Annotated in this window: 23 protein-coding genes and 2 riboswitches; of the genes, 7 read left to right on the forward strand and 16 right to left on the reverse strand. The window is 68.3% G+C overall.

The genetic code is table 11. From position 1 onward, the window contains the following. The first annotated feature begins 11 nt into the window (after window positions 1–11). Entirely contained in the window at window positions 12–482 is a 471-nt protein-coding gene (locus tag AB0F17_RS12530) for a MarR family winged helix-turn-helix transcriptional regulator (protein WP_358020616.1), read from the forward strand. 9 nt (window positions 483–491) lie between these two features. Here AB0F17_RS12530 and AB0F17_RS12535 read toward each other — a convergent pair whose 3' ends face one another. The 5 genes from AB0F17_RS12535 to AB0F17_RS12555 all read right to left on the reverse strand — a co-directional run bounded on the left by AB0F17_RS12535 (window position 492) and on the right by AB0F17_RS12555 (window position 6,885). Continuing rightward, entirely contained in the window at window positions 492–1,430 is a 939-nt protein-coding gene (locus tag AB0F17_RS12535; protein WP_358020619.1) for a TIM barrel protein, read from the reverse strand. Between the two features lie 318 nt (window positions 1,431–1,748). Next, window positions 1,749–4,256 carry an ATP-dependent Clp protease ATP-binding subunit gene (locus AB0F17_RS12540; protein ID WP_358020622.1) on the reverse strand — a complete coding sequence of 836 codons (2,508 nt, stop codon included), beginning with the start codon at window positions 4,254–4,256 and terminating at the stop codon, window positions 1,749–1,751. 665 nt (window positions 4,257–4,921) lie between these two features. Next, window positions 4,922–5,254: an Lsr2 family protein gene (locus AB0F17_RS12545; protein WP_214641947.1), complete on the reverse strand. Its 333-nt coding sequence runs from the start codon at window positions 5,252–5,254 to the stop codon at window positions 4,922–4,924. A 511-nt stretch (window positions 5,255–5,765) separates the two neighbouring features. Further along, window positions 5,766–6,227 carry an RDD family protein gene (locus AB0F17_RS12550; RefSeq protein ID WP_358020625.1) on the reverse strand — a complete coding sequence of 154 codons (462 nt, stop codon included), beginning with the start codon at window positions 6,225–6,227 and terminating at the stop codon, window positions 5,766–5,768. A gap of 136 nt (window positions 6,228–6,363) precedes the next feature. Next, a complete protein-coding gene (locus AB0F17_RS12555; protein ID WP_358020628.1) occupies window positions 6,364–6,885 on the reverse strand; it encodes an RDD family protein in 522 nt (173 codons plus the stop codon). Window positions 6,886–6,888: 3 nt separating this feature from the next. On the opposite strand from AB0F17_RS12555, the gene AB0F17_RS12560 reads away from it, so the two are divergent. After that, the gene (locus AB0F17_RS12560; RefSeq protein WP_358020630.1) at window positions 6,889–7,767 is read left to right on the forward strand and encodes a hypothetical protein; all 879 of its coding nucleotides are present in this window, start codon (window positions 6,889–6,891) and stop codon (window positions 7,765–7,767) included. 22 nt (window positions 7,768–7,789) lie between these two features. Here the strand turns inward: AB0F17_RS12560 and AB0F17_RS12565 are convergent, their stop codons facing one another. Further along, window positions 7,790–8,347: an amino-acid N-acetyltransferase gene (locus tag AB0F17_RS12565; protein WP_358020633.1), complete on the reverse strand. Its 558-nt coding sequence runs from the start codon at window positions 8,345–8,347 to the stop codon at window positions 7,790–7,792. 289 nt (window positions 8,348–8,636) lie between these two features. Beyond that, window positions 8,637–8,793: riboswitch (cyclic di-AMP (ydaO/yuaA leader) on the forward strand. Between the two features lie 86 nt (window positions 8,794–8,879). On the opposite strand from AB0F17_RS12565, the gene AB0F17_RS12570 reads away from it, so the two are divergent. Next, on the forward strand, window positions 8,880–9,842 hold the full coding sequence (locus AB0F17_RS12570) for an NlpC/P60 family protein (protein ID WP_358020636.1): 963 nt from the start codon (window positions 8,880–8,882) through the stop codon (window positions 9,840–9,842). 138 nt (window positions 9,843–9,980) lie between these two features. On the opposite strand, the gene AB0F17_RS12575 is transcribed toward AB0F17_RS12570, so the two are convergent. Then, window positions 9,981–10,193, reverse strand: a complete 213-nt coding sequence (locus AB0F17_RS12575) for a LuxR C-terminal-related transcriptional regulator (RefSeq protein ID WP_214641953.1) — start codon at window positions 10,191–10,193, stop codon at window positions 9,981–9,983. A 669-nt stretch (window positions 10,194–10,862) separates the two neighbouring features. Beyond that, window positions 10,863–11,261, reverse strand: coding sequence for a helix-turn-helix domain-containing protein (locus AB0F17_RS12580; RefSeq protein ID WP_358020640.1), 399 nt, complete (start codon window positions 11,259–11,261; stop codon window positions 10,863–10,865). Window positions 11,262–11,340: 79 nt separating this feature from the next. On the opposite strand from AB0F17_RS12580, the gene AB0F17_RS12585 reads away from it, so the two are divergent. Then, window positions 11,341–11,949, forward strand: coding sequence for a zinc-binding dehydrogenase (locus AB0F17_RS12585; protein WP_358020643.1), 609 nt, complete (start codon window positions 11,341–11,343; stop codon window positions 11,947–11,949). A 70-nt stretch (window positions 11,950–12,019) separates the two neighbouring features. Here the strand turns inward: AB0F17_RS12585 and lysX are convergent, their stop codons facing one another. After that, entirely contained in the window at window positions 12,020–13,501 is a 1,482-nt protein-coding gene (gene lysX / locus AB0F17_RS12590; RefSeq protein ID WP_358020646.1) for a bifunctional lysylphosphatidylglycerol synthetase/lysine--tRNA ligase LysX, read from the reverse strand. 146 nt (window positions 13,502–13,647) lie between these two features. Between lysX and AB0F17_RS12595 the strand changes: the two genes are divergently transcribed. Next, window positions 13,648–14,121, forward strand: a complete 474-nt coding sequence (locus AB0F17_RS12595; protein ID WP_358020649.1) for a hypothetical protein — start codon at window positions 13,648–13,650, stop codon at window positions 14,119–14,121. A 51-nt stretch (window positions 14,122–14,172) separates the two neighbouring features. On the opposite strand, the gene AB0F17_RS12600 is transcribed toward AB0F17_RS12595, so the two are convergent. The 4 genes from AB0F17_RS12600 to AB0F17_RS12615 form a co-directional block, all read right to left on the reverse strand. Then, entirely contained in the window at window positions 14,173–14,955 is a 783-nt protein-coding gene (locus AB0F17_RS12600) for a type III pantothenate kinase (RefSeq protein ID WP_358020652.1), read from the reverse strand. 3 nt (window positions 14,956–14,958) lie between these two features. After that, window positions 14,959–17,559, reverse strand: a complete 2,601-nt coding sequence (locus tag AB0F17_RS12605) for an L-aspartate oxidase (RefSeq protein WP_358020655.1) — start codon at window positions 17,557–17,559, stop codon at window positions 14,959–14,961. Window positions 17,560–17,638: 79 nt separating this feature from the next. Beyond that, window positions 17,639–18,475, reverse strand: coding sequence for a pantoate--beta-alanine ligase (panC, locus tag AB0F17_RS12610; RefSeq protein ID WP_358020658.1), 837 nt, complete (start codon window positions 18,473–18,475; stop codon window positions 17,639–17,641). Beyond that, the gene (locus AB0F17_RS12615; RefSeq protein ID WP_358020661.1) at window positions 18,466–19,356 is read right to left on the reverse strand and encodes a DUF2520 domain-containing protein; all 891 of its coding nucleotides are present in this window, start codon (window positions 19,354–19,356) and stop codon (window positions 18,466–18,468) included. Before AB0F17_RS12615 ends, panC begins: the two co-directional genes overlap by 10 nt. A 282-nt stretch (window positions 19,357–19,638) precedes the next feature. Between AB0F17_RS12615 and AB0F17_RS12620 the strand changes: the two genes are divergently transcribed. Beyond that, window positions 19,639–20,601, forward strand: a complete 963-nt coding sequence (locus AB0F17_RS12620) for an SAM-dependent methyltransferase (protein ID WP_358020664.1) — start codon at window positions 19,639–19,641, stop codon at window positions 20,599–20,601. Here AB0F17_RS12620 and AB0F17_RS12625 read toward each other — a convergent pair. Together AB0F17_RS12625 and AB0F17_RS12630 are read right to left on the reverse strand one after the other, a co-directional pair. Continuing rightward, on the reverse strand, window positions 20,598–21,788 hold the full coding sequence (locus tag AB0F17_RS12625; protein ID WP_358020667.1) for a cytochrome P450: 1,191 nt from the start codon (window positions 21,786–21,788) through the stop codon (window positions 20,598–20,600). The genes AB0F17_RS12620 and AB0F17_RS12625 overlap by 4 nt on opposite strands. A gap of 9 nt (window positions 21,789–21,797) precedes the next feature. Continuing rightward, entirely contained in the window at window positions 21,798–22,523 is a 726-nt protein-coding gene (locus AB0F17_RS12630) for a TerC family protein (protein ID WP_358020670.1), read from the reverse strand. Window positions 22,524–22,624: 101 nt separating this feature from the next. Next, a riboswitch (SAM riboswitch) is annotated at window positions 22,625–22,740 on the forward strand. A 42-nt stretch (window positions 22,741–22,782) separates the two neighbouring features. Between AB0F17_RS12630 and AB0F17_RS12635 the strand changes: the two genes are divergently transcribed. Beyond that, complete coding sequence (locus tag AB0F17_RS12635; protein ID WP_358020672.1) at window positions 22,783–24,078, forward strand: aminotransferase class V-fold PLP-dependent enzyme; 1,296 nt, start codon at window positions 22,783–22,785, stop codon at window positions 24,076–24,078. A 2-nt stretch (window positions 24,079–24,080) separates the two neighbouring features. Here the strand turns inward: AB0F17_RS12635 and AB0F17_RS12640 are convergent, their stop codons facing one another. Then, entirely contained in the window at window positions 24,081–24,671 is a 591-nt protein-coding gene (locus tag AB0F17_RS12640; RefSeq protein WP_358020675.1) for a DoxX family protein, read from the reverse strand. Window positions 24,672–24,741: the final 70 nt, after the last annotated feature.

Genomic DNA, 24,741 nt, shown 5'->3' on the forward strand with positions numbered 1-24,741 from the left:
GGTTGTCTATCGTGTCAAGCGACATCCCCGGCTTCGAGCTTCCGCTCCGCCTCCTTCTCGGCTTCCGCGTGCTCATCGACGAACTCCACGCGGAGCTGGGCCGCCAGGGCCATCCCGACATGCGGCCGATGCACGGCTTCGTCATGCAGGCCATCGGCCGGGGCGGCACGACCGCCGTGGACCTCGGCCGTATGCTGGGCGTCTCCAAGCAGGCGGCCGGCAAGACGATCGACGCGCTGGAACGCATCGGCTATGTGGAGCGCACCGTGGACCCCCACGACACGAGACGTAAGATCGTCGGCCTGACGCCCTACGGCGTCGACGCCCTCGTGCGCTCGGGCCGGATCTTCGAAACCCTCCGCGACCGCTGGGCCGCGGAGCTGGGCGAAGAGCGCGTACAGGCCCTGGTGGCCGATCTTCGCAAGGTCACCCCGCCCGACCTCTTCCGCCTGGACACGCCAGGCTGGTTCGGCACCCTGTAGGGGTCGGAGTTACGCGGCCAGTTGCAGGCCCAGCCCGGTCAGGCTGTTGCGGGCCCAGTCGAGCTGCTCGGCCAGCAGGGACACCAGCGCTCCAGGCCCCTTGGCGCGCCCCGGCACCACCAGGTTGTGCGTCTCGACCTCGATGTGCGCGCTGCCACTGACCGCGCCCGACAGCATCGCCGCCATCGTGTCGTACAGCACCGCGCCGGTGCTGGGCGTGTCGCCCGTGTGGTTGTGCACGTGCCCCAGCTTGACCACCGGAGCGCCCGCGGCGGCCAGCCCGCGCAGTGCCGCACCGGGCTCCTCGTTGCCGCAGGCCAGGTGGCAGGCGTCGAGGCAGACGCCCAGGTGCTCGGAGTCGATCCCGCACACCCGCTCCAGCGCCTGCTCGGTCGTCTCCAGCACGCAGCCGGGCCACGGCTCGAAGCCGACACGGATGGTCTTGCCGGTGACGCTGTAGATGCCACGCAGCTCTCTGGCCAGCCGTTCGAGCCGCCGGGTGGCGATGGCGTGCAGGTCGGCGGGCCAGTCGTGGCGCCAGCCGATCGGGATGGTGGAGATGCTGCCGAACCGTACGTCGTCGGGCAGCAGGAACGCCAGGATCTTGGCCAGCGCCATCGTGTAGCGGTAGCGCTCCGGCTTGGCCCAGTCGGGACCGGGCACCTCCAGGTTGCGCCCGCCGGTGCCGTTGAGGCTCACCACCTCCAGGCCGCGCTCCTCCAGCGACCTGCGCAGCCGTACGAGCTCGATGCGGTCGGCCGTGAGGTGGTCGGCCACGGCGGGCGAGAGCCACAGGCCGACGCCCATCCGCTCGACCCCGAGCCGCTTGCGCACCGGCACCGTGTAGCGGGTCAGGTGGGCGATCAGGTTCTCCAGGTCTTCCGCGGGGTGTACGCCTGCGTTGTAGGCGAGGTGAACCAGCGTTCCGTCATCGTGACGCAGACGCATTGAATCCTCCACGGCTTGCACTGGTCGTTCCCGTCGCCCGCTCTGGGGATGATGCGGACTTTGTCGAGCATGCCTGCTGCCGGGTGGCGCACGCGTCCGCCCTGAGTTGATTCCCGTGTACTCCCCAGGGAGCAGCCCTCACCCTGGAAACGCCGTCCGCGGACGGCATGGAGAGGCCGGCGATGCTCTACGCAGTGTAGTACTACTACCGGTGGCGGTACACCCAGGTTTCCAACAAATTAGGCAACGGACCTGTGAAACGGCGAAACCCCCGTGTGATCTCTCACACGGGGGTCCCTGGGTCGAACCTGGGCGCCGTCAGTTCTTGATCGGCGCCGCGATCGCGGCGGCCGAGTCGGGAACCTTGCTGGACGCCACGTCCTCACCGGTGAAGATGAACTTCGCCTCGTCGCCTTCGCCCTCGATCGTGACCTTGACGACCTGCCCCGGACGGAGCTCGCCGTACAGGATCTTCTCCGACAGCGAGTCCTCGAGCTCGCGCTGGATGGTCCGGCGCAGCGGCCGGGCACCCATGACCGGGTCGTAACCGCGGTCGGCGAGCAGCTGCTTGGCGGGTTGCGAGACGTCGAGCCCCATGTCGCGGTCCTTCATCCGGGAGTCGACCTGAGCGAGCATCAGGTCCACGATCAGGATGATCTCCGCCGGCGTCAGCTGGTGGAAGACCACGATGTCATCGACACGGTTGAGGAACTCGGGCCGGAAGTGCTGCTTGAGCTCCTCCTGGACCTTGGACTTCATCCGCTCGTAGTTGGAGTCGGCGTCGTTGGACTTGGCGAACCCGACCCCGATGCCCTTGGAGATGTCGCGGGTGCCGAGGTTGGTGGTCATGATGATGACCGTGTTCTTGAAGTCCACCACCCGGCCCTGGGCGTCGGTCAGGCGACCGTCTTCCAGGATCTGCAGCAGTGAGTTGAAGATGTCGGGGTGGGCCTTCTCGATCTCGTCGAACAGGACCACGGAGAACGGCTTGCGCCGCACCTTCTCGGTGAGCTGGCCGCCCTCCTCGTAGCCGACGTAGCCGGGAGGCGAACCGAACAGCCTGGAGACGGTGTGCTTCTCCATGAACTCCGACATGTCCAGGCTGATCAGAGCGTCTTCGTCACCGAAGAGGAACTCCGCCAGCGCCTTGGACAGCTCGGTCTTACCGACGCCGGACGGGCCGGCGAAGATGAACGAGCCACCGGGACGGCGCGGGTCCTTCAGCCCGGCGCGGGTGCGCCGGATCGACCTGGACAGGCCCTTGATGGCGTCGTCCTGGCCGATGATCCGCTTGTGCAGCTCGTCCTCCATGCGGAGCAGGCGCTGCGACTCCTCCTCGGTCAGCTTGAAGACCGGGATGCCGGTGGCCGTCGCCAGGACCTCGGCGATGAGCTCCTCGGTGACCTCGGCCACGACGTCCATGTCGCCGGCCTTCCACTCCTTCTCGCGCCGCTCGCGCTTGAGCTGGAGCTGCTTCTCCTGATCGCGGAGGGCGGCCGCCTTCTCGAAGTCCTGCGCGTCGATCGCGGACTCCTTGTCCCGGCGGACGTTGGCGATCTTCTCGTCGTACTCGCGCAGGTCCGGCGGAGCGGTCATCCGGCGGATGCGCATCCGCGAACCGGCCTCGTCGATGAGGTCGATCGCCTTGTCGGGAAGGTAACGGTCGCTGATGTAGCGATCGGCCAGCTGCGCGGCGGCGACCAGCGCGCCATCGGTGATGGACACCCGGTGGTGCGCCTCATAGCGGTCGCGCAGACCCTTGAGGATCTCGATCGTGTGGCTGAGCGAGGGCTCGGCCACCTGGATCGGCTGGAAGCGCCGCTCCAGAGCGGCGTCCTTCTCCAGGTATTTGCGGTATTCGTCGAGCGTCGTGGCGCCGATGGTCTGCAGCTCGCCACGAGCCAGCATCGGCTTGAGGATGCTGGCCGCGTCGATCGCGCCCTCGGCCGCGCCCGCGCCGACGAGCGTGTGCAGCTCGTCGATGAACAGGATGATGTCGCCGCGCGTGCGAATCTCCTTGAGCACCTTCTTCAGGCGCTCTTCGAAGTCACCGCGGTAGCGGGAGCCCGCCACCAGAGCGCCGAGGTCAAGCGTGTAGAGCTGCTTGTCCTTCAGCGTCTCGGGCACCTCGCCCCTGACGATCTTCTGCGACAGGCCCTCGACGACGGCGGTCTTGCCGACGCCGGGCTCGCCGATCAGCACCGGGTTGTTCTTGGTCCTCCGGGAGAGGACCTGCATGACCCGCTCGATCTCCTTCTCACGGCCGATGACCGGATCCAGCTTGCCCTCGCGGGCGGCCTGGGTCAGGTTGCGGCCGAACTGATCGAGCACCAGGGAGGTCGACGGGGCCGACTCCTGCGGACCGCCCGCGGCGGCCGGCTCCTTGCCCTGGTAGCCGTGGAGCAACTGGATGACCTGCTGCCTGACACGGTTGAGATCGGCTCCAAGCTTGACCAGCACCTGGGCGGCCACACCCTCACCCTCACGGATGAGCCCGAGCAGGATGTGCTCGGTGCCGATGTAGTTGTGACCCAGCTGCAAAGCCTCACGGAGCGACAGCTCAAGAACCTTCTTGGCCCGCGGGGTGAACGGAATGTGCCCCGACGGAGCCGACTGGCCTTGGCCGATGATCTCCTCGACCTGCTGACGCACTCCTTCAAGGCTGATGCCGAGGCTCTCCAGAGCCTTGGCGGCTACGCCCTCACCTTCATGGATCAAACCAAGAAGAATGTGCTCAGTGCCGATGTAGTTGTGGTTGAGCATCCTGGCCTCTTCTTGGGCCAGGACGACAACCCGCCTTGCTCGGTCGGTGAACCTCTCGAACATCTCGTCGCTCCTCACAGAGCGGTCAGTCAGGCCGGTAAATCCGGTCCCGTCATCCCGCATGCTAGCCCTGGCTCGGCGAACCATGCCCACTGCCACTGACACGCTCTATAGCAGAGACGTTCCCCGGGAGCAGGGCGTTCACCCTCTATCCAACTACCGATCGGGGGTCACGTGTTCCCGATACGCCGCAAGCGAACGATGTTTGGGAGGCTTCGGTGAAGCACCTGGAATTGGTCGCCACGGCGCCGGCAGATCAACATGGAGCGGCTTCCGGCCGCCGCCGGTGAGACGGCTCGCCCGCGCATCGTCCACGCCCACATCAGTGAGCCATACGCAAACATCCTATGTAAGGAAGCGCACCTCACGCCAATCGATCGTGCTACGGCGCCCGGAGGCCGCGAAATCGCCTGTCTGGTCAGCCGGGCTACCGACCCGGACCGTCGCGCCACCGGGGAGTCCACGCCCGGCGCTGGAACGCACCAGAACAGAAAACCGCCCGGAATCCACCGAGCGGCCAGCCCAAAATGATCACATATGGGCGATTAGAAGATCGCCACGCGAACTGTCCAGCATTTGAGAAGAGCCGATAAAATGATCATGCGCTTATGGCGTTCGCCGGGGTCCTTAGGCGAGCGGCATAAGCGCATGGTCGGGAGATGACTCTCTCAGTGAGCTGCTTCGTACTTCTCCACCACGGTGGAGGCGATTCGGCCGCGCTCGCTCACCGGCAGACCGTGAGCCTTGGCCCACTGCCGGATCTCCGAGCTCTTCTCGCGGCTCATCGCACGCTGTCCGCCGCGACCGCGCCGACGCGTGGTCACGGCACCGGACCGACGAGCGTGCTGTACGAAAGGCGTGAGCGCGTCCCTCAGCTTCTTGGCGTTAAGGTCGCTCAGGTCAATCTCATAGGAGGAGCCGTCAATAGCGAAGCTGACCGTCTCATTGGCCTCGCCCCCATCGAGGTCATCGATGAGAATCTCCTGGATCTGCTTGGCCATCTACGCAATCCTTTCGCGGAGCATTGTTTCATTCGCCAGGGCAAACATATACCCGGAAAGGCGTGGAGACAATTCAGCGCTACAGGGATTCCGCTGAGTCACCGATCAGTTGGAGTTCTCGGCCTGATCCTGGCGGTTTGGCCGGCGTCCGGCGGCCTCGGATCGGACCAACTTCACTACGCCAAAGATGAAGGCGCCGCCCACGACCACGGGTGGGATGAGGGCTGACAATACGTCGGTAAGGGCCTGCATTCGTCCTCGTCTCCACAGCGGACCGGGGGTTTCGATGGGCGCTTTATCCACAAGCGGCCCCGGCATGAGCGCCCCTCATGCCACATGAGGTGGACAACCGCCCGCACCTGACCATAGTGGTACACGGATGCCGTCCGTGTGCCAAGGGCGTCAACATCCGGCAACCCGGACGTCTCACAGCCTAATGCCAGTCTCTCCAGACTCCTTACCGGATCAAGTGAAAATTTTACGGAAAGGCATCAGCCCAGGTACCGAAGGCTCAGCGAAGATCTTTGGACACCAGTGTTCCGGCGAGCCTGTCGTGCGGACCGCGCTGCAGCGGCTTGTCGATCAAGATGAGGATCCCGACCCCGAAGACGAAGATTCCGGCCAGCACATTGACCACCGGAATGCCCATCACCATGACGGCTCCGGGATAGATCAGGGACCGTTTCAGCAGCGCACCTCGCCGAAGGCCACCAGGTGCCAGGCGAATCTTCATGATCGCTTTGCCGAAGGTGCGGCCGCCCATGGAAAGCGCGGTCCAGTCATAGACCGTATATCCCAGCCCGGCGAGCAGCCACGCGAACACGCCGGGCAGCCGGCCGTCGAACGCCTCCAGCAACCCGACAGTTCGAAAGGCCGCCCAGAGCGCGACGAACAGAATGTAATAGAAGACACCGAAGACGAGGGCTTCAATGAGGCGGGCGGCCAGCCGTTCCCACCATTCCGCTGGGACCACGTCACTCCACGGCGGCGACCCGGCCATAACCCACCTCGACCCTTCGGCGAACCGACCGCTACCCATTTTGGTACGGCCCGCACACACAAAACAGAGGCCGGCCAACCGGCCGACCTCTGTTTCGCGCTCGCGAGGACTACTTGATCTTCACGACCACGGTGTTGCTGAACTTGTCGGCGAACGTCTGCTGCAGCGGCTTGTCCCAGAGCTGGGAGGCACCGTTCAGCGCGACGGCGATCCCGCCGAGCAGCGTCCCGACGAACGGGATGATGCCGAGGAGGTATCCGCCCCAGGTGATGGCCGCCCGCTTGAGCGCCACCTCGTTGGGCAGGCCGCCGGGCGGCAGCATGTTGCCCATGGGCACGATCTTGATACCCATGACCAGCTTGCCGACCGTCTGGCCGCTCATCTTGGTCATGAAGTACTCGTAGGCGACATAAATCGCCGTCATCAGGATGGTCTGCACGATCCCGTAGGCGAGCGGGCCCAGCAGGCCGCTCGACGTACCGGTCACGGAGTTGTAGCTGCTGAGCAGGATGGCCGCGAGAATGAGGCCCAGCACCCCGGACACGATGCCGAAGATGACACCGTCGATGATCCTCGCCACGAGCCGCTGCCACCACTCGGCGAGCGGGGCCGGGGCTCCGGGCGGCTGCATCCCGTGCGGCTGGGCGCCGTAACCGGGCTGCTGGCCGTACTGGGGTTGCTGCGGCTGCCCGTATCCGGGCTGGCCGCCGTACTGCGGCTGCTGCTGACCGTAACCCGGCTGGGACTGCTGCTGCTGCCCGTACTGGGGTTGCTGACCATAGCCGGGCTGCTGGCCCGACGCGGGCTGCTGGCCATAACCAGGCTGCTGACCGTAACCGGGCTGCGATTGCGGCTGCTGACCGTAATCAGGCTGCTGACCATAGCCGGGCTGCTGGCCCGACGCGGGCTGCTGGCCATAACCAGGCTGCTGACCGTACCCAGGCTGCTGGCCATATCCCGGCTGGGACGGCTGCTGCTGACCATAGCCGGGCTGCTGGCCGTAACCGGGCTGCGGTTGCGGCTGCTGCTGGCCATAACCAGGCTGGCCGTACTCGGGCTGCTGGCCCGAAGCCTGCTGCTGCCCGTAGCCGGGCTGCTGGCCGTACTCGGGTTGCTGGCCATAGCCGGGCTGCTGCCCGTACTGCGGCTGCTGACCGTACTGCGACGGCTGCTGCTGGCCATATTGCGGCTGCTGGCCGTAGCCCGGCTGCTGCTGCTGCCCGTACTGGGGCTGCTGGCCGTACTGCGGCGGTTGCTGCTGGCCATAGTTGGGTTGCTGACCATAGGCGTCGTCCGCCCGGTAGCCAACGACCGTTACATCCGGGTCGGGCTCGCCATAGGGACGGCCCGCGTTGTGATGTCCGTATTCGGGAGTCCCGCCAGGCGCAGAGTGCTCGCCGGAATCATCCTGTGGATACGGCGGCTGTCCGGTGCTCACCGTGTCACCTCGCTTCGAGTGCGCATGTGGCACGTGTCAGGACACATGCCTGTGCTGCCCAACGTATCGACATAGGTATCAACAATCACCTTTCGCATTAGTCAAGGTCCGCGTCACCCGATGTCAGGTGGAGCAGCATGCGGGTGTTCCCCAGAGTGTTGGGCTTGACGTGTTCCAAGTCGAGGAACTCGGCGACACCCTCGTCGTACGAGGCCAGCAGCTCCGCGTAGACCTCTGGCGAGACCGGAGTGCCCTGAACCGGGCGGAATCCATGCCTCGCGAAGAAATCGACCTCAAAAGTCAGACAGAATACCCGGCGCAGGCCGAGCTCTCGAGCGGTAATGATCAAGGAAGAGACGATCCGGTGCCCGATTCCGAGGCCGCGGAACTCCGGGTTGACGGCCACCGTACGAATCTCCGCGAGATCCTCCCAAAGCACATGCAGCGCGCCGCAGCCGACCACCAGGCCACCGCGCTCGGCGATCCAGAACTCCTGCACGTCCTCGTACAGGGTGACCGTGGCCTTCTCCAGAAGCCGCGGTCCGGCGCCCGCGTAGGTGTCGACCAGGCGCCTAATCGTCCTGACATCCGGCGTGCGGGCACGCCGGACGACGATTTCCGTGTCCGGGACTGTCACTTCGGCGACCTGCTCCATGGGTCTCCAGAGTACAGATCCGATTACGGCTCACCCCTAACTGCGACCTCTCCCCCATCTCATGACATCTGGTGGTTGATCGAACACGATGGGGGATCCCTTGACTCCTAGGCTTCCATGTCTTGGCGAACTTGGTGGAAAAAGGACATAAAGTCTGTTCTGTACGGCCAAGCACGAGACCCTCTCGTGACCCTTCGGTTGCGAAACCTCTACTGACTTGGCAGTTCTGGTTGAGCACGAACGCCGAGTGCACTAGTGTCCAGCGACGATGTCACCCGCGCGAGCCAAGCGTGGAGACGCGCCCAATCTCCGCGAGGAGAACCGGGGACCCGCCGGTGGCGAGCTCATCCTGACGCCACCCTGGGGTGAATCCGAGCGGTTCGTTCGGTAGGGCTGCTCCGGCCCGAACCCGTCAGCTAACCCGGTAGGCGCCGATGAGAGGAGCTGGTTGGTGAAGTACACCCGCAATCGCGAGGGGAAGCCGGCGGGCGCTCACGCCCGCCCTCCGGGATCCCGGAGAGCCTCCACCCGCTTGGGTGTCATCGCGGCTACCGTCGCCACCCTCCTGTTCGCCATCCCCGTCGGCTCCGCCGTCGCCGATCCCAAGCCCTCGCTGAAGGCCCTGTCCAAGCAGGCCGAGGAGCTCCACACCCAGATCGAGACGCTCAGCGAGCAGTACAACGGCCAGCGGGAGAAGCTCAAGACCGCCAAGAAGGCGGTCGAGGCGGCCCAGAAGACGCTGGCCACCAGCGAGTCCGATCTGGCCGTCAAGCGCGCCAAGGCCTCGCTGCTGGCCCAGAACGCCTACATCAACGGCGGCCTCGGCCAGTCCCTGGCGTTCACCACCTCCGACGACCCCGAGAGCTTCCTCGACCGGGCGGCCACCACCTACGCGCTGGAGCAGCAGCAGGGCGCCGAGGTCAACCTGGTGACCGCGGCCAGGGAGGCCGCCGAGCGGGCCAGGACCAGCGCCAAGACGCGCATCGACGAGGTCCAGGAGATCGTCGACGGCCTCGGCACCAAGCGCGACAAGATCACCAAGCTGGTCGCCAAGGTCGAGAGCAGCCTCTTCAAGCGCGCGATCGGCGAGGCGGGCCGCCCCGGCTCGCGCGCCGTGAAGGTGAACCTGCCGGTCATCGGCGCCGGCAAGGCCGCCATAGCCGCCAGGTGGGCGCTCACGCAGCAGCTCAAGCCCTACGTCTGGGGCGCCGAGGGCCCGAGCTCGTACGACTGCTCCGGCCTGGTGATGGCGGCCTACCAGCGGGTGGGCATCTCACTGCCGCACTACACCGGCGATCAGTGGACGGCCGGCCGGCACATCTCCAAGGAGGAGCTGCGCGCCGGCGACCTGGTCTTCTTCTACGGCGACCTGCACCACGTCGGCATCTACATTGGTGGCGGCATGATGGTCCACGCACCGCAGACCGGCGACGTCGTGCGCATCGCGTCCATCGCTCGCCGTCCGTTCGCGGGTGCCGTACGCATCGCCGACTGAACTTCCGGCGCTCTGACAGCAGGCGTCCCGGCAGCAGGCGCCCTGGCGACAGGCGCCCGAGCAGCAAGCGCCGGCGGCGAACGCTCTGACAGCCGGGGTCTGGCGGCAGGGGCTCCGGCGGCGGGCCCGCCGGCGCGGTCAGATGAGCTGACGGCGGGCGGCCCAAGCCACGGCCTCGATCGCGGTGGCGACTCCGATGCGGTCGCAGATACCCCGCAATCTCCGGCGTACCGTGCGCCCGCTGATATCCAATCGTCTGCCCACCCGGTCAACCGTGACTCCCTTGGCAAGCTCCGCCAGCAACGCCAGATCCGCATGGCTGAGCTCAACGCCTTCAGTGAGCACATACATCGGGAGCCCTCCCCCCAACAGCAGAACTCGAGACGTCTCTGTCCGAGCAGAAGGTAAACGCATTCTGGAAAGGTCGTCAAGCAAGCCAATCCTCACATTTGACGATCGACATTGACATGATCCTCTATATGTGAAGTACTCGCCATATGTCGGCACACTTCGGGGCCTGATGAGCGAGCACAGCCGTCCTTACAAGGGCTCCGACCCACCACCGCCGAGCACCACGGACATGCTGGGCTTCGATCCCTGGGACGCCGATTTTCCGCCGCGCTCCATATACGAAATATCGGGAAATACAGCGGTGTGGGCCACTCTTTCGTACCTGGCCGGGCTGTACGTACGAGCCCTGCCGCGCGATCCCCGTTTCGGACACGGCTCCGACCCGCTCGGCAAAGGCGATCCGACAGAGCCGGTGGAATCGTTCCTGCTCATGAACTCCACGGACCGACCACAGCCGCCCGCGCGGGCTGGTCAAAAGAGAGCGCCCGCGGGCGGGTGCCGAGGCGATCGCGACCGAGCTGATCCGGACGCTGCCGAACGAGGCCGAACTGATCACTGTTCTCCTACTCGCCGCCGGACGCGGGACCGCTGTCAACCTAACCGCCGTCGGCGGCCTGAACGTTACGCGGCACGTGGCCGCTGCGGCCCGGAGATCCTGCCCGCAGACGGTCAGGCGGTGGCGTCGTACGTCTTCCTGGCCGCTTCGACGATCTGGATGTTGGCCTCGGCCCAGCCCTTGATCGCGGCCACCAGCGGCATCAGGCTCTCGCCGAGCGATGTGAGCTCGTAGTCGACCCGGACCGGCACCGAGGGCGTGACCGTGCGCCGCACCAGGCCGTCGCGCTCCAGCCCGCGCAGCGTCTGGGTGAGCATCTTCTGGCTGACGCCCGCGATGCGCCTGGACAGGTCGCTGTAGCGGCGAGGCCCGCTCGCCAGGCCGGTGAGCACCAGCGTCACCCATTTGTCGCTGAGCCGGTCGAGCAGCTTCCTCGACGGGCACTCCGCGAAGTAGGCGTCGAACGCCTGCTTGGCCTCCTCGCGCCGGTCGGCCGCCGTGGTCGTCGCCATCCCTCGTCCCTCCAGGTGAGTTACGCACTCACAGGTGTCTACTTACCAGAAGAGAGTAACTCTTCCTAGGGTCGTAGGCATGACGAACATGCGCGCGCTCATCGGTGGTACCGGCTCCCCACGGCTCGTGGAGGTGCCGGTGCCGGAGGCGGGACCGGGCCAGGTGCGGATCAGAATGGCGGCGGCCGGGGTGAACCCCTTCGACCTGGCGGTGGCCGCGGGGACACTGGCCGACCACGGCGTGGCCAGGAAGCTGGATTCCTACGGGCTCGGCTTCGATGTGGCCGGGACGGTCGACCAGGTGGGCGAAGGGGTCGCCTACCTGGTCGGAGACGAGGTGATCGCGCTGGTGGGCAGGCTGGAGCTGCCGGTCAAGGCGCAGGCCGAGTACGTGGTGGTCGACGCCTCGGCGGTGGCGAAGGCGCCCCGGGGCGCGTCGGCCGTGGCGGCGGCGACGATCCCGCTCAACGCGTTGACCGGTGTGGTGGTCATCCCGCTGCGCGGCACGGACGTCGCGTCGGTGTTCTTCAGGGCGGACGCGGCCCAGCTCGCCGAGGTGGTGCGCCTGGTCGAGGCGGGCCGGGTCACGCTGCGCGTCGCGGGCACGTACCCGCTGGAGAAGGCCGCCGACGCGCACGCCCGCCTCGCGGCAGGCGGCGTGCGTGGCCGGCTCGTGCTGGTGCCGTGAGCCGCGCGACACATCGGCCGGTGAATCGCTATGCTCACCGGCCGAGCGCCGTACGACGTGGCCGTGCGGGTCAGTTGGTCGGCTTGACCAGCGGGAACAGGATCGTCTCCCGGATGTTCTTGCCGGTGAAGGCCATGACCATCCGGTCGATGCCGGCGCCCATGCCACCCGTGGGCGGCATGGCGTACTCCAGGGCCTGGAGGAAGTCCTCGTCGAGCTGCATGGCCTCCGGGTCGCCCCCGGCGGCCAGCAGGGACTGCTCGACCAGGCGGCGGCGCTGCTCGATCGGGTCGACGAGCTCGGAATAGGCGGTGCCCAGCTCGGTGCCGAACCCGATGAGGTCCCACTTCTCGGTCAGCAGCGGGTTGTCGCGGTGCTGGCGGGTCAGCGGCGAGGTCTCCAGCGGGTAGTCCATGACGAACGTCGGCTGGATGAGCGTGTGCTCGACGAGGGCCTCGAAGATCTCCTGGACGAGCTTGCCCTGGCCCCACTTCGGGTCCCAGTGGACATCCCGCTTGTCAGCAAATTTCCGGACCTGCTCGATCGGGGTGTCGGTAGTGACCTCTTCGCCGAGCGCCTCGGACACCGTCCCGTACAGCGTGACGCGCGGCCACTCCGGGATGCCCAGGTCCACCTCGACGCCGTCGTGGACGACCACCGAGGTGCCCAGCGCGGCCACGACGGCCTTCTGGTACATCCGCTGGGTCAGGTCGGCCATGTCGTTGTAGTCGAGGTAGGTGCCGTACGCCTCGATCATGGTGAACTCGGGGTTGTGCGTGGAGTCCGCGCCCTCGTTGCGGAAGTTGCGGCTGATCTCGAAGACCTTCTCGATGCCGCCGACCACGAGCCGCTTCAGGTAGAGCTCGATCGCGATGCGAAGGTAGAGCTCCATGTCGTAGGCGTTGATGTGGGTCTTGAACGGCCGGGCCGTCGCGCCGCCGTGAATCGGCTGCAGCATGGGCGTCTCGACCTCGAGGTAGCCCTCCTCGTGCCAGAAGTCACGCACCGCGCGCACGGTGGCGCTGCGGATCCGGGCCATCTCCCTCGCCTCGTCGTTGACGATGAGGTCGACGTAGCGCTGGCGGACCCGGGCCTCGGGGTCGGTGAGGCCGACGTGCTTCTCCGGCAGCGGGCGCAGGCACTTGGCGGTGATCTGCCAGCGATCGGCCAGGATCGACAGCTCGCCGCGGCGGGAGGTGATCACCTCGCCCTCCACGCCCACGTGGTCGCCCAGGTCGACGTCGCGCTTCCAGGCCGCCAGCGACTCCTCGCCGACCTTGTCGAGCGAGATCATCACCTGTAGGTCGCCGCCGCCGTCGCGGAGCGTGGCGAAGCAGAGCTTGCCGCCCACGCGGTTGAGCATGACGCGGCCCGCCACGCCGACCTTGTCGCCGGTCGCGGTGTCCGGGTCGAGGCCCTGGTATTTCTCCCTGACCTCGGCGTTGGTCGCCGTGCGGGGAAAGGTCACCGGGTAAGGATCGACGCCTTCACTGCGAAGGCGGTCGAGCTTCTCCCTCCGGATGCGCATCTGCTCGGGAAGTTCGTCGCTCACAGCATCAAAGAGTAGGGGATATGGCGAACTGCAAGGGCTCGTCACCTCTCTGCAGGGTGCTTGCAAGAGCTCCCCCTTACTAATGACACATCGAGCTCAGGGGGGGACCGGCAGGGTGCCGGCCCAGGGGAGCTCAAGGAGAAATCATGATGAAGAAGCTCGCCACCGGCCTCGCCGCCGTCGCCGCCACGAGCGCGCTGGCCTTAGCGCTGCCCACGGCCGCCAGCGCCAGCACCACCGACGACTACTCCGAGTCCTGGGGCCCGGTCTACTCGCAGCACTACCAGGCCAAGGCCTCCGGTTGGATCGGCGTGGAGTGGGATGACGACCAGGAGTCGAACACGGTCAGCGTCAAGGGCAAGCTCTGGGACCTGGACAACCGCAGCTACGACGAGGGCGGCAAGTGCGCGTACGTGAAGTTCCAGGCCAGCGACTTCGACGAGGACTGGTCGACGGTCTACACCAAGAAGTACTGCGGCTACCCCGCCTACAAGCGCTTCTCCTTCAACACCGACGACGCCTCCAGCATCCGGGTGAAGGTCTGCCAGATCGACCTCCACGGCAGCTACCCGAAGAACTGCGGCAGCTGGGAGTACCTGTACACCAACGAATCCGAGTAAGACGGTCCACGAACGCAAGCGGCCCCCTCACCCGAGCGGGGGGCCGCTTGTTCATGTCGTGTTCCGGTTGTAGATCAGGCGCAGGCCGATCAGCGTCAGCCACGGCTCGTGCACGTCGATCGAGCGCGACTCGCCCACCACCAGCGCCGCGTGACCGCCGGTGGCCACCACGGTCACCTCGTCGGGGTCGTCGGCCAGCTCGGCCGTCATCCGCTCGACGATGCCGTCGACCTGGCCCGCGAAGCCGTAGATGATGCCGGCCTGGAGCGCTTCGACCGTGTTCTTGGCGATGACCGAGCGCGGCCTGACCAGCTCCACCTTGTGCAGCTGGGCGCCCGCCGCCGCCAGGGCGTCGACGGAGATCTCGATGCCGGGCGCGGTGACCGCGCCGATGTACTCGCCCTTGGCCGACACCGCGTCGAACGAGGTCGCGGTGCCGAAGTCGACGATGATGCAGGGGCCGCCGTACTGGTCGATGGCCGCCAGCGCGTTGACGATGCGGTCGCTGCCGACCTCCTTCGGGTTGTCCATGCGGACGGGCACGCCCGTGCGGATGCCCGGCTCCACGATCACCGCGGTCACGTCGCCGTAGTAGCGGCGGCACATCTCGCGCATCTCGTTGAGCACGCTCGGCACGGTCGAGCAGATCGCGATGCCGCTGACATCGGCTCCCTTGAGCAACGGCGACTGGCCGAGCAGTCCCTGGAGCACGACCGCGATCTCGTCGGCTGTGCGGCGGGCGTCCGTGGCCAGCCGCCAGTGCTCGATGACCTCCTCGCCCTCGAACAGGCCGAGCACCGTGTGCGTGTTGCCGACGTCGATCGTTAGCAGCATCGATTACCCCCGTAGATCCAGTGCGATGTCGAGGGCCGGCGCCGAGTGCGTGAGCGCTCCCACCGCAAGGTAGTCCACGCCAGTTTCGGCTACATCACGGGCCGATTCCAAGGTCAACCCCCCACTCGCCTCAAGCTTCGCCCGATTTCTCACCATGTGGACGGCCTGGGCGGTCTCCTCGACCGTGAAGTTGTCGAGCAGGATCTCCTCGGCGCCTTCTTCGAGCACCGGACCGAGCTGGTCGATCCGGTCCACCTCCACCTCGATCGGCAGCTCCGGATAGCGCTCTCTCACCGCGCGGAACGCCTCGGCCACGCCTCCGGCGGCCACCACGTGGTTGTCCTTGATCAATGCGGCGTCCGACAGGGACATCCGGTGGTTGACGCCGCCGCCGCAGCGCACCGCGTACTTCTCCAGCGCCCGCAGCCCCGGCAGCGTCTTGCGGCTGTCGCGCACCCTGGCCCGGGTGCCGCTGACCGCCTCGACCCATCTGCCGGTCAGCGTGGCGATGCCCGACAGATGCGTGAGCAGGTTGAGCGCGGTGCGTTCCGCCGTCAGCAGGCCCCTGATCGGCCCCTCCACGGTCATCAGCACGTCGCCCGCCCGGACGTGCTCGCCGTCCTTGGCCTTTCGCTCGGTACGGGCGGCGCCCAGCCGGACGAACACGGCCTCGGCGACGGCCAGCCCGGCGACGATGCCGTCCTTGCGCGCCACCACGTCCGCGATCGCGCGCTGCTCCGCCGGGATGGTGGCCAGGCTCGTCACGTCGCCCGCCTCCTGGAGGTCCTCGTCGAGGGCCCGGTCGATCAGCGCGTCGATCTCCGCCGGGTCCAGCCCGGCGGCGGCGAGCTCCTGCGCCAGTCGCGGCGGCGTGGTGTCGCCGTGCGGCGTGTACGTCATCTGCGGCCCCTCTTCGGTCAGGGTCACGTCCAGGTGGCCCAGCCATTCATTGTCGTCCCGCTCGGGGAAGTCCTCGCGCCAGTGCGAGCCGCGGGTCTCCAGCCGGGCCCGGGCCGCGCCCACCAGCACGGTGGCGACGGTCAGCAGGTTCGTGGCCTCCCACGACTCGGTGCACGGGGGCACCTGGACCGGGGTCCAGCGGGCGTCGCGGAGCGCCCGCGCCGTCTCCGCGAGCGACTCGCGGCTACGCAGCACGCTCGCGCCCCCGCTCATCCGGGCCTGGACCCTGGCCCGGATCCGCGGGTCGGCCAGACCCGTCACCGCCCGGCCCGCGACCACCTCGCCCGATCCCAACCGCCCCGCGGCCGCCACGCCCGGCGCCGCCGGGCTCACGGCCACCGCGCCCGATCCCGCCCGTACCGTCGCGGGCTCCTCGGCGCCGCGTTCCGTGTGGATGTCCGCGGCGATGCGCTCGGCGAAGACCAGGCCCTCCAGCAGCGAGTTGGAGGCGAGCCTGTTCGCGCCGTGCACGCCCGTGCACGCGACCTCGCCGCACGCGTACAGGCCCTCGATGGAGGTACGGCCGTGCAGATCGGTCCTGACCCCGCCGCTCGCGTAGTGGGCGGCGGGGGCGACGGGGATGGGCTCGGTGGCCGGGTCGATGCCGTGCTCGCGGCAGACCGCGTAGATCGTGGGGAAGCGGGTCTTCCACCGGTCCTCGCCGAAGTGGCGGCCGTCGAGGAAGACGTGACTTTGTCCGCTTTCGCGGATGGTCCGCATGATGGCCTTGGCGACCACGTCGCGCGGCGCGAGGTCGGCCAGCTCGTGCACGCCGCTCATGAACGCGCGGCCCTCGTGGTCGATCAGGAAGGCGCCCTCGCCCCTGACCGCCTCGGAGATCAGCGGCTGCTGCCCCGTCGATTCCTCGCCGAGCCACAGCACCGTAGGATGGAACTGGACGAACTCGATGTCGCGCACCACGGCCCCCGCCCTGAGCGCGAGCGCGACGCCGTCGCCGGTGGAGACGCCGGGATTCGTGGTGGAGGCGTACACCTGCCCCATGCCGCCGGTGGCCAGCACGACCGCCCGCGCGTGCACCGCGCCCACGCCGTCGCGTGCGCCCTCGCCCATGACGTGCAACGTCACGCCCCTGGCCCGGCCGCGCGCGTCCGTCAGCAGGTCGAGGACCAGCGCGTGCTCGATGACCTCGACCGAGCCCGCCCTGACCGCCTCGACCAGCGCCCGCTGCACCTCGGCGCCGGTGGCGTCGCCTCCCGCGTGCACGATCCTGTCGCGCCGGTGGCCGCCTTCCCTGGTCAGCTGGAGCTCACCGTCGGGGGTCCGGTCGAACCGGGCGCCGCGCTCCATCAACCGCCGCAGCGCCCCCGGCCCCTCGGTCACCAGCGTCCGTACGGCCCGTACGTCGCACAGGCCCACCCCGGCGACCAAGGTGTCGTTCAGATGCTCGTCGGGGCTGTCGCGCGGGTCGAGCACCGCCGCGATCCCGCCCTGAGCCCAGCGGGTGGACCCGGACGAGAGCACGTCCTTGGTGACGACGAGGACCTTGGCCGCGGGATCCAGCTCGGCGTAGCGCAGGGCCACGGTCAGCCCCGCGATGCCGGAGCCGACGACGACCACGTCGGCCTCGGCGATCCAGCCGGGATCGGGGGCCGTCAGTCGGAGGGGAATCGCCGGTGCGCTCATGGAGTCTCCTCATAGAGGCGATTTCGTCACTATGACGATAACGCCATCGGAGGATGCGATGATTCCGGGGGTGGGTCTGTCAAGCAGGGCGCAGCGACAGGACGACGTTGTCGATCAGGCGGGTGGTGCCGATTTTGGCGGCGACCGCGAGCACCGCCTCGCCCTGGTAGGACTCGTACACCTCGGTGAACGTGGCCGGGTCGACGAGCACCAGGTAGTCGAGCGCGAGCCGGGGCGCCGCGGCCTCGAGTACGGTCAGCGCCGCCGCGCGGATCTTCGACGGGACGGACTCCGCCGTGCCCGCCCGCAGAGCCGTGGAGAGCGCGAGGGCGACCTGCCGCTCGTCGGCGGACAGGTAGCGGTTGCGGCTCGACAGCGCCAGGCCGTCGGGCTCGCGGACCGTGGGGGCGCCGACGATGTCGATCGGCAGGTCGAGGTCGGCGACCATCCTGCGGATCATGGCGAGCTGCTGGGCGTCCTTCTGGCCGAAGATCGCCACGTCGGGCTGGACGAGGTTGAACAGCTTGAGCACCACCGTGAGCACGCCGTCGAAGTGGCCGGGCCGGACCGCGCCCTCGACGATCGTGCCCATCTCCCCGGACCGGACGCTGACCTGGCGGTCGGGGGGATACATGTCGTCGGCGGCCGGTGCGAAGACGACGTCCACGCCTTCGGCCCGGCACGCCTCCAGGTCCGCGTCAAACGTCCGTGGATAGCGGGAAAAATCCTCGTTTGGGGAGAATTGCAGGGGGTTGACGAAGATGCTGACCACGACCTGGTCGGCGCGGGCGCGGGCCTCGCGGATCAGTGAGCGGTGGCCCTCGTGCAGCGCGCCCATCGTGGGCACCAGGGCGACACTCCCCTGGCCGCGTGCTTTGACCAGGTCGATGCGGTTTCTGGCGACGATCAGGTCCATATGTTGCCTCCGAGCGCGTCGAGCAGGCGCTCGGCCTCTTCGGGCTTCAGCAGCCCTGCGGCGAGCGCGCGGTCCGCCGTGAGCCTAGCGAGGGCGATGTAGGCGTCGGCCGCCTCGGGGGCGGCCAGGATCAGCGCGTCGACGTGCTTGCGCACGGTGCCCGCGTCACCCCGCACCACGGGACCGGTCAGCCCGGCGATGCCGAGCCGGAGCACGTTGTCGAGCGCCGCGCCGAGCAGCGGGCCGAGCATGATGCCCGGATGCTCGACGCCGATCCCCCGCAGCAGTTCCTGCGACTCGGCGATGAGCGTGACCATGTGGTTGGCCGCCCCGGCCAGGGCCGCGTGGTAGAGGGCACGGTCGGCCTCGGCGATCCAGACCGGCTCGCCACCCATCTCGATGACCAGGGCCTCGGCGATGGGCCTGAGCGGATCGGGCGCCGTCACGCCGAACGAGATGCCGGTGATGCGGTTGAGGTCGTCGTCCCGCCCGGTGAACGTCATCACCGGATGGAGCGCGAGCGGCAGCGCGCCCGCCCTGGCGGCCGGGTCGAGCACCGACAGCCCGTACGCGCCGCTGGTGTGCACGAGCAGCTTGCCCTGCAGGTCCGCGCCGGTCGTGGCCAGCCCGTTGACCAGATCGGGCAGCGCGTCGTCGGGCACGGTGAGCAGGATCAGCTCAGTGGCCTTGACGACCTCCTCGGGTCGGGTCGGCTGCACGCCGAGCCGCTTCGCCGCCCACCGGTGCGAGGCGTCGGAAACTCCGCTGGCGGCGACCACGTGGTGCCCGGCTTGCGCCAGTGCGGCACCGAGCACCGAACCCACCTTGCCCGCGCCCAGCACACCCACGGCCAACCGCCCCGGGCGATCCCCTGCGTCCATGCCGTCCACCCCTGTCGACCTGATGGCACTGCCGCCCAGCGTAACGGCCGTTCGAGACTACGTACGTGACCAGGCTTTTGCTGCATGTTGAGTTACTGACAAATGGGACAAGGGCATATAAAACCATGCACCCCCTGTCGGAAGAGATGAGGAGAGGGGTCATCGCATTGGTGGCGGGCGCCGAGTTGCGACCCGACGCCCGCATAGAAATGCGAGCCTCTCGGAGGTGCGGACTTGGCGGGCCAGGTCCTGACTTCGGCGAGTCATGAGATAGTCCAGGGCATGTGGCTCACCTGGCGCGCCGCGATGCGGCACGCGCTTTATGGCGAGGACGGTTTCTACCTTCGCGAGCGCCCTTCGGGCCACTTTCGGACCTCGGTCAGCACCTCGGCCGCCTTCGCCGAGGCGGTGCTGGCGCTGCTGACCCAGGTCGACGCCGAGCTCGGCTCTCCGGATCGCCTCGACCTGGTCGACATCGGCGCGGGAGAGGGCGTCCTGGTCGCCCGCGTGCTCGACGCCGCCGACCCCGCGCTGCGCGCCCGGCTCAACATCACCGCCGTCGACCTCTCGCCCCGCCCCGACGGCCTGCCCGAGAGCATCGCCTGGCGCTCCCGGATCCCGTACGGCATCACCGGGCTGGCGATCGCCAACGAGTGGCTGGACAACATCCCGCTCGACGTGGCCGAGCAGACGGCCGACGGGCCGCGGCTGGTTCTGGTCGAGACCAAGACGGGTGCGGAACGGCTGGGCGACCCGGTGCTCGGCACCGACCGCGCCTGGCTCGACCGGTGGTGGCCGCTGTGCCGCATCGGTTCGCGCAGGGAGATCGGGTGCCCTCGGGACGCCGCCTGGGCGGCGGTTCTGACCCGGCTCAGCAAGGGGCGCGCGGTGGCCATTGATTATGCACACCCTGTGGATAACCGTCCCTGTCACGGCACGCTCACCGGGTACCGCGACGGTGCGGTCGTGGCGGCCATACCCGACGGGACCTGCGACATCACCGCGCACGTGGCGCTCGACGCGTGCGCCGAGGCCGGTCGGCGGGCCGGTGCGATATCCACAGGCTTGTCCACACAGCGTGATGCGCTAAGGGCTCTGGGGGTCACCGGCACGCGTCCGCCCATCGACCTCGCCCACGTCGATCCGCCGGGCTATCTCCGGGCCCTGGCCCGCGCCTCGGAGGAGGGCGAACTGATCGACGCGAAGGGTCTCGGCGGCTTCGGCTGGCTCACCCAGGACCGCTAACCGGTGGTGAGGTCGAGGGACTTCAGGCCGCGGATGACGTAGCCCGGCTTCCACTCCGGCTCGCTGACGAGCTCCAGCTTCGGCGCCCGATCCAGCAGGGCGCCGAACGACTCGATCAGCTCGATGCGGGCCAACGGGGCGCCGAGGCAGAAGTGGATCCCCGCCCCGAAGGAGATGTGCGGGTTCTCCGGCCGCCCGACGTCGAGCCGGTCCGGGTCGTCGAACACCGTCTCGTCCCGGTTGGCCGAGCCGAACAGCAGCGCCACCTCGGCCCCGCGCGGGATCTCGACCCCGTGCACCTCGATGTCCTCCAGCACCCACCGCTCGAACATCTGCAGCGGGGTGTCCCAGCGCATCAGCTCCTCGACGGCCGTGGGCAGCAGGCTCCGGTCCGCGCGCAGCCGGGCCAGCTCGGCGGGGTTCCGGAACAGGGACCACCAGCCGTTGCCGGTCACGTTCACGGTCGCCTCGTGACCGGCGTTGAGCAGCAGCACACAGGTGCCGACCAGCTCGTCCTCGGTGAGCTCGTCGATCGCGGCGAGCGCGCTGATCAGGTCGTCGCCCGGCCGCACGGCGCGCTCGCGCGCCAGGTCCGCGAGGTAGGCGGCGAACTCCGCCGCCGCCTTGGCGGCCACGTGCTGCGACTCCAGGCTCGGGTTCAGCTCGTACATGCGGCAGATGTCGGCCGACCAGGGACGCAGCAGGTGCCGGTCCGCCTCGGGCACGCCGAGCATCTCCGCGATGACGGTCACCGGCAGCGGCTCGGCCACCTCGGCGATCAGGTCGCCGCCGCCCTTCTCGATGTACGCGCCGACCAGCCCCTCCGCGATCGACCTGACCCGGGGGCGCAGCGACTCCACCATGCGCGGCGTGAACGCCTTGGAGACCAGGCGGCGCAGCCTGGTGTGCACCGGCGGCTCGACGTCGAGCATGCCCGCCCTGGTCACCCGCCAGAACGGCTCCTGGAACTCCGGCTCGGCCGGCCTGCCGAACTCCTCGTGCGTGGCCACGTGCAGGTAGGAGCGGCCCAGGCGGCGGTCTCTGAGCAGCGCGTTCACGTCCGCGTGCCGGGAGATCAGCCACTGTCCCGTCGGCTCGAAGTAGCTGACGGGCGCGTCACGCCTCAGCGCCGCGTAGGCGCCGTACGGATAGGCGACAAAATCCGGATTCCAGGGGTCGAAGCGCACTATTTCATCTTATGAGGATGCTTGCTTGGCATGTCTGCTGCGCATCCGGATGTTGAGCAGCTCCACGACGATCGAGAAGGCCATCGCGAAGTAGATGTAGCCCTTCGAGATGTGCTGGCCGAGCCCCTCGGCGATGAGCACCACCCCGATCAGCACCAGGAACGCCAGAGCCAGCATCTTGATGCTCGGATGCTTGTCCACGAACCTGCTGATCGGCCCCGACGCGAACAGCATGACCAGCACCGACACGATCACTGCGGCGATCATCACGCCGAGCTCGTCCACCATGCCCACGGCGGTGATCACCGAGTCGAGCGAGAACACCACGTCCAGCACCATGATCTGCGCGATCACCGAGGCGAACGACGTGACGGCCCGCGTCTTGCCGTCCTCCTCCTTCAGCTCCATGCTGTGCCCGATCTCGGTGACGCTCTTGGCCAGCAGGAACAGGCCACCCAGCAGCAGGATCAGATCGCGCCCCGATATCTCGTGGCCGAAGACCTCGAACAGCGGCGCGGTCAGCCGCACCACCCACGACAACGCCAGCAGCAGGAGCAACCGGCTGATCAGCGCCGCGCCCAGGCCCATGACGCGGGCCCTGTCACGCTGCTCCGGCGGCAGCTTCCCGGCCAGGATGGAGATGAAGATGATGTTGTCGATGCCGAGCACGATCTCCAGTGCGACCAGGGTGAAAAACCCGATCCAGATCTGAGGGTCGGTCACCCAGTCAAGCATTAGTACTCCTCACAGCAGGGGTTTCAGGTACCAACGAGGCAACGGCCGCAGAAGTTCACGGTTGTGATTGATTGCCGAGTGTCGGTTATAGTGCGGGTGTAGGTCATGAGTGCCAGCGCACAGCCCCGGCTTGCTGGCCGGCAACCCTCGCGTCCGCGGCGGGGTGCCCCGGGTGAAGACCTGGTCCGTCACGAGGTGTGGCGGGCAAGCGCGGGCTCGCTGGGCGCTCCAGGGGTCCGATGTCCCCGAGAGGTACCCCATGTCCACTTTCACGATTTTCAGCTCCCTGCCCGCCCAGGCCACCGAGACGCCGGTCCGGCACAGCCGCCCGATCCCCGCCGTGCTCGGCGCCGATCTGGAGGTTCCGGTCAAGGGCGGCCGGCTCGTGACGTACGCGAACCTCGACTACGCGGCGAGCGCCCCCTGTCTGGAGCCGGTCAGCGCCGCCGTCACCGCCGCGCTCCCGGCCTACTCCAGCGTGCACCGCGGCGCGGGGTACGCCTCCCAGCTCACCACCGCCCGCTACGAGCAGGCGCGCCACACGGTCAGGGCCTTCGTCGGCGCCCGACCCGACGATGCCGTGATCTTCACCCGCAACACCACCGACGCCACGAACCTGCTGGCCCGCTGCCTGCCCGAGGGCACGACCGCGGTCGTCTTCGACACCGAGCACCACGCCTCGCTCCTGCCCTGGAAGCGGTCCGTACGGCTGGCGCCGCCCGCCTTCCCCGGTGCGGCCGTCCGCGCGGCCGACGAGGCGCTGGCCACGATCGACGGCCCCAAGCTGCTGGTCGTCACCGCCGCCTCGAACGTCACCGGCGAGCTCTGGCCGATCGCCGCCCTGGCGCACATCGCGCACCGCCACGGGGCCCGGATCCTGGTGGACGCCGCCCAGCTGGTGCCGCACCGGCGGCTCAATCTGACCGCGCTCGACCTCGACTACGTCGCCTTCTCCGGGCACAAGCTCTACGCCCCCTTCGGCGCCGGGGTGCTGGTCGGCCACCGTGACTGGCTCTCGGCCGGCGAGCCGTACCTGAAGGGCGGCGGCGCGGTGCGTTCGGTCCCCGCGGACGTCCAGGAAGGCATCGAGTGGCACGACGACGCCGAGCCGCGGCACGAGGCGGGCACCCCTAACGTGCTGGGCGCCATCGCCTTGGCCGCTGCCTGCGACGCGCTCAGCGCGACCGGCTGGACCGCGCTGGTGCGCGAGGAGGAGCGGCTGATCGCCCGGCTCCGGGCCGGGCTGGCCACGATCGAGGGCGTGCGCGAGCTGTCGCTCTGGGGGCCGGACCAGCCGCGCGTGGGCATCGTCTCGTTCGTCGTGGACGGGCACTCGGCGCGTGAGGTGGCCGAGTTGCTGTCCGGCGAGTACGGGATCGGCGTGCGTGACGGCAAGTTCTGCGCGCATCCCTTCGTACGGCACCTGCTCGGCACCGCGGATGGCGGATGCGAGGACGACACGGCGTCCGCGGTGCGTGCCTCGATCGGTATCGGCACCACGGAGGAGCACGTGGACCGCCTCGTCGACGCACTCCGGGACCTCGCCGCCCGCTGAGGTCAGCCGGTCGGTGGGCGTCTGCGTGACGGTTCGTCGGCGACGGCGTCATCGAAGTTCCTCGTGTCACCGTCCCGGCCGGCGGGGCGCGTGGACATGGGCCTGGTGGTGTCCGCCTCCGGTCTGATGGAGGTGGGCGGGGCGTGACCGGCGAGATCCTGCTCGGCCGCGCGGCGCTCGGCGCGCCGCCGGTACGTGCTGTGCAGGATGCCGTCGATCCCGATCCGGCCACCGCCCAGCGCCACGAGCAGCAGGCAGCCCACGCCCAGCGCGCCGGCGAGCTCCCAGCCGCCGTTCTGCACCATGACGCCGTGCCCGCCGTGGACGAACATGATCGCGCCCAGCATGTCGATCAGCAGCCCGAGCGCCGCCAGCCGGACCAGCAGGCCGAGGATCAGCAGAACCCCTCCGAGACTCTCCACGACGATGGCGAACAAGGCCGAGAGCTGCGGCAGCGGCACACCGATCTGAGCGAAGGCGGCGGCCGTGGCCGGCACCCCGCCCTGCAGTTTCTGCCACCCGTGAGTCACGAAGATCACGCCGATCGCCACTCGCGCGATCAGGGCGGCCAGATCAAAGCCAATTCTTTGCACGGTACATCTCCCCCCGTTCCCGGTATTCCTCCCCTGTCCGGTAGGCAGGATGCGCCGGCATAACGTTCCT

The sequence above is a fragment of the Nonomuraea sp. NPDC026600 genome, from assembly GCF_040638335.1.
In the GTDB taxonomy this organism is placed as follows: Bacteria; Actinomycetota; Actinomycetes; order Streptosporangiales; family Streptosporangiaceae; genus Nonomuraea.

What these genes read in the sequence shown, in the direction of transcription:
- AB0F17_RS12535 (WP_358020619.1), bottom strand. Translation starts at nt 1,430, where the DNA reads ATGCGTCTGCGTCACGATGACGGAACGCTGGTTCACCTCGCCTACAAC.
- AB0F17_RS12540 (WP_358020622.1), bottom strand. Translation starts at nt 4,256, where the DNA reads ATGTTCGAGAGGTTCACCGACCGAGCAAGGCGGGTTGTCGTCCTGGCC.
- AB0F17_RS12545 (WP_214641947.1), bottom strand. Translation starts at nt 5,254, where the DNA reads ATGGCCAAGCAGATCCAGGAGATTCTCATCGATGACCTCGATGGGGGC.
- AB0F17_RS12555 (WP_358020628.1), bottom strand. Translation starts at nt 6,885, where the DNA reads ATGCAGCCGCCCGGAGCCCCGGCCCCGCTCGCCGAGTGGTGGCAGCGG.
- AB0F17_RS12565 (WP_358020633.1), bottom strand. Translation starts at nt 8,347, where the DNA reads ATGGAGCAGGTCGCCGAAGTGACAGTCCCGGACACGGAAATCGTCGTC.
- AB0F17_RS12575 (WP_214641953.1), bottom strand. Translation starts at nt 10,193, where the DNA reads ATGTATGTGCTCACTGAAGGCGTTGAGCTCAGCCATGCGGATCTGGCG.
- AB0F17_RS12580 (WP_358020640.1), bottom strand. Translation starts at nt 11,261, where the DNA reads ATGGCGACGACCACGGCGGCCGACCGGCGCGAGGAGGCCAAGCAGGCG.
- AB0F17_RS12585 (WP_358020643.1), top strand. Translation starts at nt 11,341, where the DNA reads ATGACGAACATGCGCGCGCTCATCGGTGGTACCGGCTCCCCACGGCTC.
- AB0F17_RS12595 (WP_358020649.1), top strand. Translation starts at nt 13,648, where the DNA reads ATGATGAAGAAGCTCGCCACCGGCCTCGCCGCCGTCGCCGCCACGAGC.
- AB0F17_RS12600 (WP_358020652.1), bottom strand. Translation starts at nt 14,955, where the DNA reads ATGCTGCTAACGATCGACGTCGGCAACACGCACACGGTGCTCGGCCTG.
- AB0F17_RS12605 (WP_358020655.1), bottom strand. Translation starts at nt 17,559, where the DNA reads ATGAGCGCACCGGCGATTCCCCTCCGACTGACGGCCCCCGATCCCGGC.
- panC (WP_358020658.1), bottom strand. Translation starts at nt 18,475, where the DNA reads ATGGACCTGATCGTCGCCAGAAACCGCATCGACCTGGTCAAAGCACGC.
- AB0F17_RS12615 (WP_358020661.1), bottom strand. Translation starts at nt 19,356, where the DNA reads ATGGACGCAGGGGATCGCCCGGGGCGGTTGGCCGTGGGTGTGCTGGGC.
- AB0F17_RS12620 (WP_358020664.1), top strand. Translation starts at nt 19,639, where the DNA reads ATGTGGCTCACCTGGCGCGCCGCGATGCGGCACGCGCTTTATGGCGAG.
- AB0F17_RS12630 (WP_358020670.1), bottom strand. Translation starts at nt 22,523, where the DNA reads ATGCTTGACTGGGTGACCGACCCTCAGATCTGGATCGGGTTTTTCACC.
- AB0F17_RS12635 (WP_358020672.1), top strand. Translation starts at nt 22,783, where the DNA reads ATGTCCACTTTCACGATTTTCAGCTCCCTGCCCGCCCAGGCCACCGAG.